The organism is Marvinbryantia formatexigens DSM 14469 (genome assembly GCF_025148285.1).
Lineage (GTDB): Bacteria > Bacillota > Clostridia > Lachnospirales > Lachnospiraceae > Marvinbryantia > Marvinbryantia formatexigens.
The window spans coordinates 306,482-321,920 of the sequence record NZ_CP102268.1 but is presented as its reverse complement, the minus strand read 5'-3'; the positions used below and the strand labels follow the sequence as shown (position 1 = coordinate 321,920).

18 protein-coding genes and 1 pseudogene are annotated in these 15,439 nt (G+C 41.5%); 15 read left to right on the top strand and 4 right to left on the bottom strand.

Annotation, left to right across the window (positions count from 1 at the left end; all coding sequences use genetic code 11):
- The first annotated feature begins 79 nt into the window (after positions 1-79).
- A complete protein-coding gene (locus tag NQ534_RS01580) occupies positions 80-811 on the top strand; it encodes a class I SAM-dependent methyltransferase (RefSeq protein ID WP_006862437.1) in 732 nt (243 codons plus the stop codon).
- Positions 812-1,147: 336 nt separating this feature from the next.
- Here the strand turns inward: NQ534_RS01580 and NQ534_RS01575 are convergent, their stop codons facing one another.
- Complete coding sequence (locus NQ534_RS01575; RefSeq protein ID WP_006862438.1) at positions 1,148-1,570, bottom strand: PTH2-like family protein; 423 nt, start codon at positions 1,568-1,570, stop codon at positions 1,148-1,150.
- On the opposite strand from NQ534_RS01575, the gene NQ534_RS21830 reads away from it, so the two are divergent.
- Genes NQ534_RS21830 through NQ534_RS01565 form a run of 3 tightly spaced genes read left to right on the top strand, consistent with a single transcriptional unit; the run spans position 1,488 to position 2,537 of the window.
- Positions 1,488-2,033 (top strand): ABC-2 transporter permease, encoded by a 546-nt coding sequence (locus NQ534_RS21830; protein ID WP_143115888.1) that lies wholly within the window; start codon positions 1,488-1,490, stop codon positions 2,031-2,033. The two genes, NQ534_RS01575 and NQ534_RS21830, sit on opposite strands and share 83 nt — an antisense overlap.
- Positions 2,034-2,070: 37 nt before the next feature.
- Positions 2,071-2,322, top strand: a complete 252-nt coding sequence (locus NQ534_RS01570) for a hypothetical protein (RefSeq protein ID WP_260042992.1) — start codon at positions 2,071-2,073, stop codon at positions 2,320-2,322.
- A complete protein-coding gene (locus NQ534_RS01565; RefSeq protein WP_322790992.1) occupies positions 2,223-2,537 on the top strand; it encodes a winged helix-turn-helix domain-containing protein in 315 nt (104 codons plus the stop codon). Before NQ534_RS01570 ends, NQ534_RS01565 begins: the two co-directional genes overlap by 100 nt.
- A gap of 8 nt (positions 2,538-2,545) precedes the next feature.
- On the opposite strand, the gene NQ534_RS01560 is transcribed toward NQ534_RS01565, so the two are convergent.
- On the bottom strand, positions 2,546-3,154 hold the full coding sequence (locus tag NQ534_RS01560) for a TetR/AcrR family transcriptional regulator (protein ID WP_006862442.1): 609 nt from the start codon (positions 3,152-3,154) through the stop codon (positions 2,546-2,548).
- A 121-nt stretch (positions 3,155-3,275) separates the two neighbouring features.
- Between NQ534_RS01560 and NQ534_RS01555 the strand changes: the two genes are divergently transcribed.
- The 3 genes from NQ534_RS01555 to NQ534_RS01545 are packed head-to-tail and all read left to right on the top strand — an operon-like array spanning position 3,276 to position 4,476.
- Entirely contained in the window at positions 3,276-3,566 is a 291-nt protein-coding gene (locus NQ534_RS01555) for a YciI family protein (protein ID WP_006862443.1), read from the top strand.
- A gap of 3 nt (positions 3,567-3,569) precedes the next feature.
- Positions 3,570-4,067 (top strand): NAD(+) diphosphatase, encoded by a 498-nt coding sequence (locus NQ534_RS01550; RefSeq protein ID WP_006862444.1) that lies wholly within the window; start codon positions 3,570-3,572, stop codon positions 4,065-4,067.
- A 55-nt stretch (positions 4,068-4,122) separates the two neighbouring features.
- Complete coding sequence (locus tag NQ534_RS01545; protein WP_242655363.1) at positions 4,123-4,476, top strand: winged helix-turn-helix domain-containing protein; 354 nt, start codon at positions 4,123-4,125, stop codon at positions 4,474-4,476.
- 239 nt (positions 4,477-4,715) lie between these two features.
- Here NQ534_RS01545 and NQ534_RS01540 read toward each other — a convergent pair whose 3' ends face one another.
- Entirely contained in the window at positions 4,716-5,246 is a 531-nt protein-coding gene (locus tag NQ534_RS01540; protein ID WP_006862446.1) for a PadR family transcriptional regulator, read from the bottom strand.
- 145 nt (positions 5,247-5,391) lie between these two features.
- On the opposite strand from NQ534_RS01540, the gene NQ534_RS01535 reads away from it, so the two are divergent.
- The 6 genes and pseudogenes from NQ534_RS01535 to NQ534_RS21650 all read left to right on the top strand — a co-directional run.
- Complete coding sequence (locus tag NQ534_RS01535) at positions 5,392-6,774, top strand: MATE family efflux transporter (RefSeq protein ID WP_006862447.1); 1,383 nt, start codon at positions 5,392-5,394, stop codon at positions 6,772-6,774.
- Positions 6,775-6,822: 48 nt separating this feature from the next.
- Positions 6,823-7,128: a winged helix-turn-helix domain-containing protein gene (locus NQ534_RS01530; RefSeq protein WP_006862448.1), complete on the top strand. Its 306-nt coding sequence runs from the start codon at positions 6,823-6,825 to the stop codon at positions 7,126-7,128.
- A gap of 263 nt (positions 7,129-7,391) precedes the next feature.
- Positions 7,392-7,973 (top strand): TetR/AcrR family transcriptional regulator, encoded by a 582-nt coding sequence (locus tag NQ534_RS01525; RefSeq protein ID WP_006862449.1) that lies wholly within the window; start codon positions 7,392-7,394, stop codon positions 7,971-7,973.
- Positions 7,974-8,061: 88 nt separating this feature from the next.
- Positions 8,062-9,804, top strand: a complete 1,743-nt coding sequence (ilvB, locus tag NQ534_RS01520; protein WP_006862450.1) for a biosynthetic-type acetolactate synthase large subunit — start codon at positions 8,062-8,064, stop codon at positions 9,802-9,804.
- On the top strand, positions 9,797-10,300 hold the full coding sequence (gene ilvN / locus NQ534_RS01515; RefSeq protein ID WP_006862451.1) for an acetolactate synthase small subunit: 504 nt from the start codon (positions 9,797-9,799) through the stop codon (positions 10,298-10,300). The genes ilvB and ilvN overlap by 8 nt, the downstream gene beginning before the upstream one ends.
- A 169-nt stretch (positions 10,301-10,469) precedes the next feature.
- Positions 10,470-10,691: pseudogene (locus tag NQ534_RS21650) on the top strand (helix-turn-helix domain-containing protein); the annotation flags it as partial.
- Here NQ534_RS21650 and NQ534_RS01505 read toward each other — a convergent pair.
- Positions 10,643-11,716 carry a site-specific DNA-methyltransferase gene (locus tag NQ534_RS01505; protein ID WP_006862452.1) on the bottom strand — a complete coding sequence of 358 codons (1,074 nt, stop codon included), beginning with the start codon at positions 11,714-11,716 and terminating at the stop codon, positions 10,643-10,645. The pseudogene NQ534_RS21650 and the gene NQ534_RS01505 overlap by 49 nt on opposite strands.
- A 578-nt stretch (positions 11,717-12,294) precedes the next feature.
- Here NQ534_RS01505 and NQ534_RS01500 point away from each other — a divergent pair.
- Both NQ534_RS01500 and NQ534_RS01495 read left to right on the top strand, forming a co-directional pair.
- A complete protein-coding gene (locus NQ534_RS01500) occupies positions 12,295-12,897 on the top strand; it encodes a putative type II toxin-antitoxin system PemK/MazF family toxin (protein WP_143115889.1) in 603 nt (200 codons plus the stop codon).
- A 600-nt stretch (positions 12,898-13,497) separates the two neighbouring features.
- Positions 13,498-15,435 (top strand): recombinase family protein, encoded by a 1,938-nt coding sequence (locus NQ534_RS01495; protein WP_006862455.1) that lies wholly within the window; start codon positions 13,498-13,500, stop codon positions 15,433-15,435.
- Positions 15,436-15,439: the final 4 nt, after the last annotated feature.

The window sequence follows — 15,439 nt, the reverse complement described above, 5'->3', positions numbered from 1 at the left end:
CCAGGGGATAGGAATTCGGAACGGATGATATACATTTTGGCAAAAGGGATACCTTTTCGCAAAAGAGAAAGAGGAAAACGTGGATAAAAAATTAGAGTATGCTGAGCAATGGGAAGTAAGTTCAAAATATTTTTATGACAAGAAATATTATAATTGGATGCAGAAGAAGATAGAAAAGTACGACATTATTTTGGAAGTGGGATGTGGTACTGGTTATAGCACGTTAGCATTATTAGAAAACGGTCATAAAGTAATTGCACTTGATAAGAATAACGAATGTATTGAAAAGGCAAAAAAATTACTGCAGCAAAAAGGGTATTCTATTGGAGCAATGCCAGATGCAGATGTATGTTTTATTGAAAATGATGTTGTTACTAGAGAATTTTATTCGGAAGTGTTAAGTGATCTGCAATTTGATGCAGTTATATGTTGGAATGTAGGAAGTTATTGGGATAAAGAGAATGTTCAGTTCTACGTTCCCTATATGCTTGAGTATGGATTAAATATAGATCAGATTAAGGAAAATGTGGAGTCATCATATGGAGAGTTGATTTTGTGGAATGCGTGCAAGATTGCAACTATGAGAAAGGTGCCAATGCATATAGTTGAACGTACAGGTGAGATTATTAGTGAATCGAACTGTGAGTATTATCAAATCTTGAGCACAGAGTTCGGTTTTGCAGAAGTGGAATTTGATAATTTACCAGCGGATTCTATCTCTGGTGGTGGACGGGTATTGGTTACAAATGGCACTATCAATATGGAGAGAATCGTAAATGTGATTTTGGTATCTATTTTAATGACGTTTTAAGCATAGGAATAATCAAATGGAGTGTAAAGCAGTTACCCCACCCAATATGTGCGGGGTGTAGTTTCGCTATGTAGTATAAAATAAAAGTTTAGGGGAATATTGAAACGGTTCTGTCTGCTGCTGATAAGAAAAGCCCCGTAAATCAAAGGTTTCTGCCAGTTGGGGCCGTGTGTTTTATTGAAATTTGAAATGTAGATATGTTTCCGAAGTGGGGACGGGGTTATGCGAAATGGTTAAATAGCAGAGTTATGCGAAATTGTATGAATATGGAACTGTAAAACAAACCGCTGGAGCATGGGGATTTTCCATGTACCAGCGGTTTGTTGCTGACTCAGCTTATCGTGGCAGTGGCATACTGCCTGTGAGTTTGTAGACCTTTTTCTTAGAGCCGCAGATGGCAAGACCAAAGTATTGCAGAGTGCTTTCTGACACGTTCCCCATTTTAGAAATAAATTCATCATAGGTTTTACAGTCCTGTGCCAGATTGCTAAAGTCAACTACGGTCAAGTCCTGAAAGTCTGGTTGATAGAGCTTCTCACGGATTGCTTTGATGATTTCCGGTGAGCCTTTCAAAATTGGTACGGGGAACTCAATGATGCCAAGATGCTCATTTCCGCTTTGGTCTGTAGCATTTGCACCGACCACTTCCGGCATCTCTTTTCCCAGGGTGATTCCCATGATAGCCGCCGTATTTGCAATAATGCCAAGCGGCAGATTTTCGTCAATGACCATGACGCATTTTTCATTCTGTAAATCCATTTCAGATTGCCTCCTGTTTTTGTGTTTTTCCTCTGTATTCGGAATGGCAATGCCGATTAGTAATTACGCTGTTGTGGGAAGCAAATATATCTCCATTGTATGTACTTTGGTGCCTGGAGTTATAGGGAGCATTGTTCTTAATTTGATTTCCAGCTTTATATATGGCCATTGGGATTTGACACTTTATGTCCTGTCTATGGCAATGTCGGTTCTCATTCCTGCTTTTTGGGCTGCAATTTGTTTGCTCTTGACTTATTGGTTTGGATTTCGTTCAGCACAAATGATGTCTATTCTTTGCATATTTCCAATATTCTATATGGTTAAGATGCTTGAAGATGAAACAGGATGGAAAGCCTTGCCCGACACTATGACACCCTATGTTTTGATATTTTGCGTTATATGCGCTGTGCTTTTTGTCTTTTCGTATTTTTTAAGCGTTGTTGGATATTCAAGGAAAGAATAGTGAGTGCCCTATTGATGCAGACAGGAGACATTGGTTATTGAGTATTAAAATGGTGGGTGGTGATGTTGGTTGGAACGATAGAAATTGTGATGAGGAAGATTGTTCCCTCCGGGAGCGTTTCAGAAACCGTCTTGGTTTCATTGCCGGGTGCGGAACCCCAGAAAGCCCCCATAGTTCCGACATCCTCACATTCCCCAGTCTGGAAATCCGCATCAACGAACAGACCGTCTATCACAATGGCATTCCATCCCTCTCACTCACCATGAGTTCTTTACCTTACTCTATTTAGCCCAACATCCCTCCTGGGTTCTATCCAAAGAGCAGATCTATGAAGCGGTCTGGAAAGCGGACCCGGAGCATTGCGGGGCGGCGGTGGCGAATGTGGTGTATTCCCTCAGACGGAAAATCGGAGAAGGGTATATAAAAACGGTGGTCGGGAGTGGGTATAGGTTTGTGGGTGTAAATACCGATAGCAATTTTACTATTGCTATCGGCTTTTTGTAAAGTAGAAATTATTCTTTGATAAGATTGTGAACGGTATGTGATATATAGATTTTTCCTTTTTCTATAATACTAAATGAATTATTTGAGAAACACCATGTTGCCATTAACCCACGGACAATACTTTCAAAATATACAAATAGATCATCGCAAGAAAAATCTGTGTGGATATTTTTTATTGCAGATGAAATCTCATTATATAAAATTTTACTAAATGTTCGCTTTTCAAAATGTTCTGATGGTCCCGGAATGCATGCACCTAAATTAAGAGAATATGCCAAACAGGTAAGTTCATATCCGGCATATACTGCAAATTCAAGTTCTAAATTTAGAAAGCGGATAATTCGGGCGGCAGGAGAACTTTCGGGATGTTGTTTTAAGTAATCAGCGTAATGTTGTTCGATAAATGCTCCCATATCAGTGTAGTAGCTTTCTCGTACAATGTCTTCTTTAGAATTATAGTGTATGTAGAATGATCCTTTTGCCATTCCAGCAGAATTGCAAATTTCACTAACAGTAACATTGTCATAGCCTTTTTGATTTATCAAATCGACAGCAGTATCAAAAATTCTTTTTTTCGTAGTCGCAGCTTTTTCTTTTCGGGTTTTTGGTGTAGCCATTTATCATGATCTCCTTTATTAATTGTTTATGTTGACATGTACCTTTTTTATGCTATAATAATGACTGCGGTCAGTGACCGGGGTCATTATTATAGTAACACAAATTTTATGGAGGTACAATATGTTTATTTTTAATTTGACTTATATTAAACCTATATCTGAGGTTGAAAGGATTTTGCCTAACCATGTACGTTTTTTAGATGATTACTATCGAAAAGGAAAATTTATTTGTTCTGGCAGAAAATCCCCACGTATTGGAGGTATTATTTTATGCAGTTGTAAAACAAAAGAAGAGGCAGAAGCTATCATGCAAGAAGATCCATTTTACAATGAAGGAATTGCGCAATATGAGATGATTGAGTTTATCCCTTCAAAAGCAGCAGATAACTTTCTGGCGTTGAAGGAGGCATAACAGATGGAATTTAAGTTTTGCCCTGATTGCGGAACAAGGTTAATTAAAAAAAGTGTTGGGGACGAAGGAAAAATCCCGTATTGCGAAAAATGTAATAGACCGTTTTTTGATATGTTTGCGACTTGTATTATTGTTTTGATTGTCAATCAAAATGGAGAAGCTGCATTGTTAAAGCAAAATTATATTTCTAATCAATATTATAATTTGGTTTCTGGCTATATGAAACCGGGTGAATGTGCAGAAGAAACAGCACGACGAGAAGTAAAAGAAGAACTTGGACTTTCATTATCAGCATTAGAAATAATTGGTACATATTGGTTTGGAAAGAAGGACATGTTAATGATTGGCTTTATTGCCAATACGCTTGATAATGAGTTCGTATTATCTGCGGAAGTGGACTCGGCATGTTGGATTCCTGTAGAAGAAGCAATTGATATGGTACATCCAAAGGGAAGTGTATCATATGCTCTATTGGAAAAGTTTTTGGATGAATTGAGGTGATGGTTCTGTTGGGAAAATTATGCTATTGACCTTTTCGGATTCCGAAGAAAATATTATGAATAAAGTTCTTGCAGCAGTGGAAGGTGAGCCGACAATGGAACATATCTCAAGTAGTTACAACCCACCTATCCTCATCTTCCCCAATCTGGAGATCCGCATCAACGAACAGACCGTCTACCACAATGGCATTCCCGTTCCTCTCACCAACCACGAGTTCTTCACGTTACTCTACTTAGCCAGTCATCCATCCTGGGTTCTCTCACAATCTATGATCTACGAAGAAGTATGGAAAGCACCTCCAGAGCATTGCGGGGCGGCGGTGACGAATGTAATAAGCCAGATCAGGCGGAAGATTGGAGATGGGTATATAGAGACTGTAGTGGGGAGCGGGTATAAGTTTGTGGGATAAAGAGATCTCCCGAAACAGTACGAAGAAAAACTGTTCCGGGGGATTTTATCGTATATACTGAACTGCTTGGAAACAAAACCTTAGAACATTGCGGGGCAGCAGTGGCGAGCATAATGTGTTCGCTTAGAAGGAAAATCGGAAATGGGTACATAGAAATGGTGGTTGGGAGCGGGTATCGGTTTGTGGTGTAAAAGAACATCCCAGGGGGCAATGCAAGCTGCTACCCTGGGATATTTTTATTAATTTTCCAACCTCGCTTTTACTGATGTAATCCATGTTTCAATTGCTTGGGCTAGTATTAACTGTTGGTGTAAAACTGCCATTCCGGTTTCTGGTATTTCAAGCACATTTTCTTTTGCAAGGATATTCTCTTGTAGATAAGATTTTAGTTTTGCCACATTTTCTTCAATATTAGCAAGACAGGACTTTTGTTTATCTGCTGGAAGGCTGTCCAAATTTACAATTACCGCATTAAAATCCAGAAAAATATGAATAGGCTTACCAGCAATCTCCATCATAAGTTTCTCAAATTGCCGTTCGCCAGCTTCCGTCAAAGAATACACCGCCTTTTCGGGCATTTTCCCTTCTTTCACGGTCACGCTATTGATAAGTCCTTTTTCCTCTAACTGAATAACTTTTTTGTAAATAGAAGGGGTACTGATTTTTACCCACCTTGATATATTGCGATATTCCACTAATTTCTGAATGTCATAGGCGCTTAGAGATTCTTTTTTCAGCATTCCCAACACAATTAAATCTATGGTAGCCATATGTTCTCCTTTTATAATTACGTTTTTTATATTACTGTATTTTATACTAATTTATTTTATAGAGAGTGTCAAGCGGGAAAATTGATGAAGTGCTATAAATTATAGTACAGTAATTTGCACCGTGAGTACGAAAGGAGTATTTACAATGAAAGAACGTAACAACAAAATGGAGCTTTTGGGGAACGCACCTATTCCGAAAGCACTTATGGCACTTGGCATCCCGATTATGATTGGAATGTTGATAAACGCCCTGTATAATCTGGTGGATGCCTACTTTGTAGGAGGACTGGGAGAAAGTCAAATGGGTGCGATTTCGATTGTGTTTCCATTGGGGCAAGTGGTTGTAGGATTAGGTCTGATGTTTGGTAATGGAGCTGCATTTTATCTTTCAAGGCTGTTAGGACGTGGAGACAAAGATACTGCGAATAAGGTCGCAAGTACAGCGCTATATAGCAGTGTTTTAGTTGGGGCAATTATCATTATTCTTGCTACTATCTTCCTGAAACCAATTTTAACTCTATTAGGAGCAACAGATACAATCATGCCTTATGCATTGACATATGCTAGGATTTATGTGGTTTCATGTATTTTTAATGTATTCAATGTGACTATGAATAATATTGTCACAAGTGAAGGCGCAGCGAAAACCACTATGTGTGCTTTGTTATTGGGAGCTATATTGAATATTGGTTTAGATCCGATCTTCATTTATGTACTTGAAATGGGAGTTGCCGGGGCTGCTATTGCTACAGCTATTTCGCAGCTTGTTTCTACACTTGTTTATTTGAACTATGTATTGCGGAAAAAGAGTGCATTTACTTTCAGTGTAAGAGAGTTTGCGCCCACAAAACAAATGATGGCAGAAATATTGAAAATAGGTGTTCCAACGCTGACGTTCCAGCTTCTTACCAGTCTTTCTATTGCACTGATTAATCGGGCTGCACATGGATATGGAGATGCTGTTATTGCCGGAATGGGGGCCGTTACCAGAGTTACATCAATGGGAACATTGGTGGTATTTGGCTTCTTAAAAGGATTTCAGCCGATTGCAGGATTTAGTTATGGGGCAAAGAAATTTGACCGTTTGCAGGAGGCGATTAAAACATCAATCCTGTGGTCAACGATTTTCTGTGTAATTGTAGGATTGCTGATGGCTGTATTTTCCACGCAAATTATTTCTCAGTTTACAGACGGTAATGCGGAAATGATTTCTGTCGGTCAAAGGTCGCTCATGGCAAATGGCTTTTCGTTTATGCTATTTGGATTTTATACGGTATATTCTTCTTTGCTTTTGGCTCTTGGCAAAGGTGCGGCCGGCTTTATTCTCGGTGCCTGCAGGCAGGGGATTTGTTTTGTCCCTGTTATATTGATTCTTCCGCTGTTTTGGGAACTTAATGGCATTCTTTACGCACAACCAATTGCAGACATAATTTCTGCAGTAATTACCATTTTTATGGCATTGCATCTCCATAAGGAATTATCTGCGGCAAAAGCAAAGATGATTTCTATAGAACAGGGGAATTTTTAGATGAGGATAGCAGATGGAAATTAGTTCGTTAAATTAAGGAGGGCGGAGATGTCTGTACAGATGAATATAGAACGGCAGCCTGTCATCCAGCGTGGGAACCTTACCATTGATCCACAGTGCTATACGGTCACATTGGCCGGAGAGGAAATTGATCTCTATCCAAAGGAATTTGATGTCCTTCATTTACTTATGCAGTATCCTGGGTGGGTGCTTTCTTCGGAACAGATTTATAAGGCTGTGTGGCAAGAAGATACGATTGGCTGTGAGCGTGTGGTCTATAATGTGATTTGCCAACTGAGGAATCCAGATATGATTCAGACTGTTATTGGGCGAGGATATAAGTTTGTGGAATAAGATGATCCCTCGGAGCAGTGAAGAGAACTGTTCCGGGGGATTGGGGGCCGTCCACCAACAAGCAATTTTGCGGAGCAAAATCGCAGAGTGTGCACCACTCTCTGCATTGCTTACCAATTTTGTTTCTCTCATTATTCATACTTTCTCGGTATTTCCATACTGAAAGATGTTCAGAGTTGTTTTTTTGAGTGCAACTTGACAATCAACAGATACGCGAATATAATAAAAGTGAATACTTGCATTGCGGATGGGAGGGACATTGAGTGGATGAAACCAGCCAGAAAATAATAGACGCAACAATGTCTCTTGTAAGAGATAAGGGATATGTTGCTACTACAACGAAAGATATTGCCAAATTAGCAGGGGTAAATGAATGTACTCTGTTCCGTAAATTCAAAACCAAAAAAGATATTGTATTAAGTGGAGTAGAGCAGGAAAAATGGCGGGGCAATCTGACATCAGAAGCGTTTCAGGACGTGAAATGGGAGCTTGCTCCCGATCTTGAGATGTTTATGACGGAATATATGAACCGGATCACTCCTGACTTTGTCAAATTATCCATTGGACTGAGAGCGCCGCAGCTTTACGAGGAAGCAGCTCCGCTTGTGATGAAAGTCCCACAGGCATTCCTCTCATCGCTGATTGAATATTTCAAAGAGATGGAGAACCGAGGAAAGCTCCCTCATTTAGATTTTGAATGTCTTGCCATGACAATCTTTTCAAGTACGTTTGGCTTTACATTCCTAAATGCTTCTTTTGAAGGCAGCCTTTCTTCCGTTAGCAGAGAACAGTATATTAAGCAATCAGTTCAAACGTTCATTCAGGGAATACCGAATCAAAAATAAATGAATATATGGCACTGTCATCAGACGGTGCCATATAAAAAGTCCACAATGCAAGCAAGTACACGCAATCACAAGGAGGAAAATACTTATGCAAATTACTGGAGCAGAATTATTTGTGAAGGCATTGTTAGCTGAACAGGTTGATACGTTGTTCGCTTATCCCGGCGGTCAGGCGATTGACCTATTTAATGCCCTTTACGGAGTCCAGGGAATTAACGTCATTCTTCCACGGCATGAGCAGGGATTGGTTCATGCTGCGGATGGCTATGCACGTTCAACGGGCAAAGTCGGTGTCTGTCTGGTTACAAGCGGTCCTGGTGCAACGAACCTTGTAACTGGAATTGCTACGGCCAACTATGACAGCGTGCCGCTGGTCTGCTTTACCGGGCAAGTCCCCACCCATCTGATCGGCAATGATGCCTTCCAGGAAGTTGATATTGTTGGAATTACAAGAAGCATCAGCAAATACGCAGTCACAGTCCGTAAAAGAGAAGATTTAGCCGCTACCATCAAAAAGGCATTTTTTATTGCCCGTTCCGGTAAGCCGGGAGTGGTAGTTGTCAATCTACCAAAAGACATTCAGCAGGCATTAGGAAGTGACTGTTATCCGAAACAAGCGGAAGTGCGTGGATATAAGCCCAATACGAATGTTCATATGGGGCAAATAAAAAAATCACTGGAATGTCTGAAAAATGCGAAACGGCCTGTATTTCTTTTGGGTGGTGGTGTAAATATTGCTCATGCGAATCAGGAAATGACTGCACTTGTAGAAAAGACCGGGATACCGTCAGTCACTACGATTATGGGGAAAGGGGCAATTCCAACTACTCATCCGCTCTATGTTGGAAACCTGGGCATTCATGGCAATTATGCTGCTAACACAGCGATTAGCGAATGTGATGTGCTGTTTTCTATCGGTGTCCGCTTTAATGACCGCATTACCGGAAAAGTGAGTGAATTTGCCAGGAATGCAACGATCATACATGTTGACATAGATCCGGCTTCCATCTCAAGGAATATCGTCGTGGATATACCGATTGTCGGGGATGCAAAAAATGCAATCCAGGCTTTGCTGGAGAAGGCTCCCGAATACGATTTTGGGGACTGGCAAAAACGAGTGGATTCCTGGAAAAAGGAACATCCTCTTACCGTTTTGCAGGACACACCATCGAGGATGACACCTCGCCATATTATCCGAGAGATCAATCGGGTATTTGACAATGCTGTCATTACTACCGATGTGGGCCAGAACCAGCTATGGACCACACAGTTCTTGGAATTGACCAGTCAGAAGCAAATGCTGACTTCCGGTGGTCTTGGAACAATGGGTTATGGTTTTCCCGCAGCCATTGGCGCAAAATTAGGGAATCCTGACAAAGACGTAATTACCATCTGCGGCGATGGCGGTATGCAAATGAACATTCAGGAAATGGCAACAGCCATTGTATATGAATTGCCGATTGTTATTTGTATTCTCAATAACGGGTATTTAGGTAATGTCCGCCAATGGCAGGAAATGTTTTTTGATAAACGGTATTCCAGCACTTGCTTGCGGTATCGAAAAAGCTGCCTGACAACATGCAATACCCCGTCTGCCTGCTGTCCGGAATATGTTCCTGATTTTGTGAAGCTGGCTGAGAGCTATGGCGCGAAAGCGATTCGCATTCAGCGTCAGGAGGAAATCAGGGCTGCATTAGAGGAAGCAAAAAATACACCAAAGGTTCCCACAGTGATCGAATTTATTATTGAGCCGGAGGCAAACGTGCTTCCGATTGTGCCGCCGGGGAATCCATTAAGCGATATGATTATGGGAGGTACTGACAATGACTAAGAAAAGATGGATCAGTCTTTTTGTAGAAAATGAGATCGGTGTTCTGGCCCGGATTTCCGGACTGTTTTCCGGTAAATCTTATAATCTGGACAGCCTGACCGTAGGCACTACGGAAGATGTAACTATTTCCCGCATGACAATCAGTTTGACCAGTGATGACCAGACCTTTGAACAGATCAAAAAACAGTTAAACCGGAGCGTTGAAGTCATTAAGGTTGTGGATTTTACGGAAATGGCAATCCACATGAAAGAACTGATGTATATTAAAATCCATAGCTGTTCAGAGCAGGATATGACAAAATTGGCTTATATGAGGGATGTTTTTCATGCGAAAATGATTGACTATGATACTACCACAATATTGCTCGAATGTGTCCAAACAGAAAATAAGAATAATGATTTCATCCGGCTTTTGGAGAAAAATTTTCCGGGGCGTATAGAAATTGTTCGTGGAGGCAGTGTGGCGATTGAAGCAGTCAGCATAACAGATCGTTAATACGAGTCTGTACTGTGGCAAAGAGCCGACTATTTGTGTTTAGTTTAATTATGTTAATTGAGCATAACAAGCGCCCAACAGGATAATACAAAACCGTTGTTCCAGCGACTGGATATTCGTGTGCCAAAAAAAAAGATAGCATGAAATACCATGTTACCATTTGGTTTACATGGATTTTAGAGGGTGTTTCTTTCATTTGACAGCAGAATATTTTATAATCAGCCTATCCTATAGGAATCAAATCGGAAAAAGGTGGTTGATATTTATGGTTGAATTTGGTGAGAAACTAAAAAGGGCAAGAGAAGAAAAAGGGATGACGCAGCAGACCTTGTCGGATCATCTCTATGTTACCAGGCAGGCCGTGTCCCGTTGGGAATGTGGGGCGCGGTATCCAGACCTCTTGACAGCTAAGAAATTATCAGAAGTATTAGAGGTGTCTCTGGATGAGTTCGGACGGTCATATTCCCAAATGGTTGTCTGCTTCCTGTCAGAATACCACTGGTGCTTGCCGCCGACCTTCCACCCGAACAGGCATGGTTCGTGCTGCCATTGGTAAGGGGAGCGTCCTAACACCAGGGCGTTCTTCTTCCAGATACAGCAGCCGGACAGATAGAATCCGGCATCGTGAAATGCCTGCCGGAAGATCAGCCCTTTGGAATCTGCATGGAAAACATAAATGGATGCGTCATTTTCCATGTTCTGTTCCATATTTACAAAAGCCGCAAAGAGGAACTTATAGAAATCCTCATCGGGCATATTGTCATTCTTGATTTTTCCTGCGGTTTCCTCCACATTTACATTGTAGGGCGGGTCCGTGACCACAAGATTGGCACGTTTTCCATCCATCAATGTACTGAAAGTTTCCGGCAGCAGCGAATCACCACAGACCAGACGGTGCCTGCCAAGCAGCCACAAATCTTCTGTCTTTGACATGGTCGGCTTTTTCAATTCCTCATCCACATCGAAATCATCCTCTTTAATTTCCTTGTTATGGACTTTGGAAAAAAGCTGGTCGATCTCCGCTGGCTCAAAACCCGTCAGATCGGTATTGAAATCCTGACTCTGCAAATCAACAATAAGGTCTGCCAGAAGCTGCTCATTCCATGCGCCAGTGATCTTATTGAGTGCGATGTTCAGGGCTTTTACCTTTGCCTCATCCTCAATATGAACCACCACGCACTGGACTTCGGTGTATCCCAAGTCTTTTAAGACCGTCAGACGCTGGTGGCCGCCGATGACTGTCATATCAAAGTTGACAATGATAGGCTCCACATAGCCGAACTCCTGAATGGATTTCTTGATTTTCTCATACTCCTTATCTCCGGGTTTCAGCTTCTTCCTCGGATTATAGGCAGCAGGGTGGAGGTCCCCAACGGGAATCGTCCTCCATTCCATTGCTGTTGTTACTTCACTCATGGGTATCCTCCTTTTTTCTGCAAAAGAAAAACACCTACCGAGAAACCTCAGTAAGTGTCCTTCCAACTTTCCATTTACATTCAATTTTCCAATGTCAAGCCCGTTGCCATTGAAAGGCTGATCGTCTGCTCATCAATCCGGTTCATATACAACGCAACTCTCATTAACATAGGGAATGTTCTATAGACATTTTATGGTGTCTTGGTCTTTTGTGCCCTTTTTTCATGGTAATATAAAAACTTGTTATTTTTTTATAAACTTTGAAGGTAGTAGCACAAAGAAATCCATAAGAAAATACACCTTTCACTCTTAAAATATGTATTTGCTATAATTCCTTTCAAACAATAAATACGAATTTATTTCAAAAATTATTTTCGGAAATTTATTTTGAAATCATTTTACTATTTTAATATCTATAAATACATGTTATAATAGTTCTCATATTACCAGAAACGTCCATTGCTACTGACCCGATATCGCGTTCCACAATGGCGAAAGACACCAGTGAAGTTTTAGCTTCATACATGCAGATACTATCCAATTTAATATACGCCTCTGAACGATTAACTGAAAGTGAAATGGCAATGATTATCAGTAGCTTGAACCGTTGGGTTACGAAAAAGAACCTTTCTGTAAAGCGTTCTTATGGAGTTGGAACAATTGTTCAAATGGAATGGGGAAATAATTTTTCTCCAGAACTTTCTTACAAGCATCCTGCTGTTATTATTGAAGAATGGGCAAATACTGTTTTAGTAATTCCAACCACAAGTACCCTCGTGAAAGTGTCCGCTGCTTATCATCCAATCGATAATCCATCTGGGAAATGGTATTATCGCAAAGTTGGTGCTGTTGAAGGGTTTGCACATGATTGTGCCTTGATTCTTAATAATGCAAAGATTATGTCCAAAGCCCGTATTATTTCTGTATTAGGAATGATTGCCGGAGATGTAAATGATGATAATGGCGTTTTTCGTGAAGTACGCAAAACTATGATTAAAAATTTCTTCTCCAAAGAATGGATTGAGCACCAGAAACTGGTACAAGCCTTTGAACAGGAAAAGGAAAAGAATAAAGCACTACAAGAGGCTTATGACAAGCTCCTTGAAGAGAATAAATTGCTGAAATCCGCAGATAATAAAGAGACTGCCGAAAAAAATGAAAAGTCAGAAGAAACCAATTGACTTTTGGGCGCATATACTTTATTATATAAGTGACAGAAAGCGATATACGCCGTAAGGGCAAGCTTTTAATTACTGATTGTACGCCGTAAGGGCAAGCTTTTAATTACTGATTGTACGCCGTAAGGGCAATTTTTTAAGAAGTATTTTCGCTGTAAGGGCAGTAAAGGCATCCACTTTTTGTGGGTGCCTCTTACATTTATTCTTTCTTATAAAATTCTGTCTCATATCCATTCGCACGCATAACAAGTTTCGCCAGCCTCTGCCTATCTCTAAGTAATGACTGTGACCTTTTCATAGGCTTTCTTGCTAATCGCGATAATTTCTTCAGAAAAAAGGTCAGTATTTCTTATTTTACACTGAGGTATCTTTCAGCTCCATTCCTTTCTGTGCATTCATCCTTTACACTTTGTATTATACAGGAAGCCTGAAAAGAAAGAATTTATGAAAGACTTTATAGACAGTATTGAACTTTATCCCAAAAAGATGGATAATGGAAGCATCATGAAACAGATTAACAGGAAAGCAATGAACGTAATCTTCTTAGAAAATGAGAAAATATAAGAATTGCAGGGAATAAAGGAATAAAAGGGAATAAATAAAATGGAAGGGGAACAGAAAAACGGTATCAATACCGGATTTGGGGAATCCTTTTGCCGGACGGAAGCAGAGACAGGACGGCAGAAGGTTGCGGCGTATATCCGCGTTTCTACGGACCTGTCAGACCAGGAAAACTCGTATGAAACGCAGGAGCGATACTTTCAGCAGCTGCTGACGAAAAATGCATCCTGGATATCGGCGGGCATATATTCCGATTATGGAAGGTCCGGCACTAACGGAGAAAAGCGGACAGGCTTTAAGCGTATCCTGCGTCATTGCAGGGAAGGAAAAATTAATCGCATTGTGTGTAAATCTATTTCCAGATTTGCCCGGAATACGGCGGATTTTATGATTGCCCTAAGAACGCTGCGGGATTATCATGTGACGATCATGTTTGAGAAGGAAGCGCTGGATACGGCGGAACCGACGAGCGAATTTATCCTGACTGCGCTGGGAGCCATCGCGCAGGAGGAGAGCAGGAGCATTTCCGGAAACATCCGCTGGGGAATGCAGAAAAGATTTCCCAGAGGGGACGTGCGCAATCAGAAGCTGTATGGATACCAGTACAACGGAAAAATGGTTATCACGGACAGTGGCTATCAGTATAAAGATATTGAAACCGTTGAGGCGGAGGCAGAAATCGTCCGCTGGATATTCCAGATGGCGGCAGACGGGATGCCCTTTCATACAATAGCCGGGGAGCTGAACCGGGAGGGCATTTCTTCACCGGAGTCATTTTACAGCAGAAAGAGAAAAGCGCATCCGGAAAAAGGGCAGCTGTACAAAAATCTGGACGAGGGCTGGACCGCGCGTCATATCTCCCAGATACTCCACCGGGAACGGTATGCCGGCGATGTACTGATTCAGAAAACCTTCACTTTGGACTATTTATCTCATCAGACCAGAATCAACAGAGGAGAGGTCACACAGTATCTTGTAAGAAATCATCATACGGCAATTATTGACCGGGAGCTGTATGAGGAAGCTTCCAAAATCGTAAGGATGAATGCAGACACCTATGGAAAGCACAGAAAGAAGCGCCAGATGCGGGCTTTTTCCGGCAGATTGCTTTGTGCGGAATGTGGACGGTATTTTCATGTGAGAAACACGAAGTTTCATCCAATCTGGTTCTGTCCTTCCACAACTTTAAATAACGGGAAAATAATCTGTCATTCCGAAAAGGTCTATGAAAAGCAGATAGTGAGAATGTTTCGCAGGGCAGTGATGGAGCGATTCCGTCTGACGACCCTGCCGCTTGTGGATGAGGCGAAGCTTGCGGATATTATGAGCGGGCGCTTTGCGCTGGACGATGCCCGGAAAATTCCCTTTTCTGATGAAGCTGCTCATTTTGTGCCACAGATGCAGAAGCGGCTGGAGGATGCCTGCCGCCTGGATTATATAGAGCGTGACCGCTCTTTCTTAAAATCTCAGATTTCAGATGCCGGAAGGAAGATCGAAAGTCTGCAGAGGGAGCTTTGTCTGCTCGAAAGTCGAAAACAGTCGCATAAGGCGGAGCTGTGTATCCGGGAGCAAGAGATGAAGGAGATTATGACCGGGCTGAAGGAAACGGAGCAGAAGCTTGCGAAAGAAAAAGAGCGGGAGCAGAAGCTGACTGAACGTATGAATTATCTGGAAGCTTACTGGACGGAACTGGAGGAAAACTACGACTGCCGGGAAAAAACGATTGCATGGATGAAGGGGCTTCCTGTGGGACAGTCTGGAACGGTCGAATTTCTGAACGGTATTACGGAAGAACATATAAGTGCATTTGTTCTTTCCATTACCGTACATTCGCCGCTTCAATATACGGTCCACTGGTTTGATGATACCCGGACAGAGGTCGAGATGCACACGAATATCGGAGATTTCCGCAATACGGCGGGACATTGCGACGGGCAGTGCATGATGGAGAGAGACTGCAGAAGAACAGGAGAAAGGTGAGGCA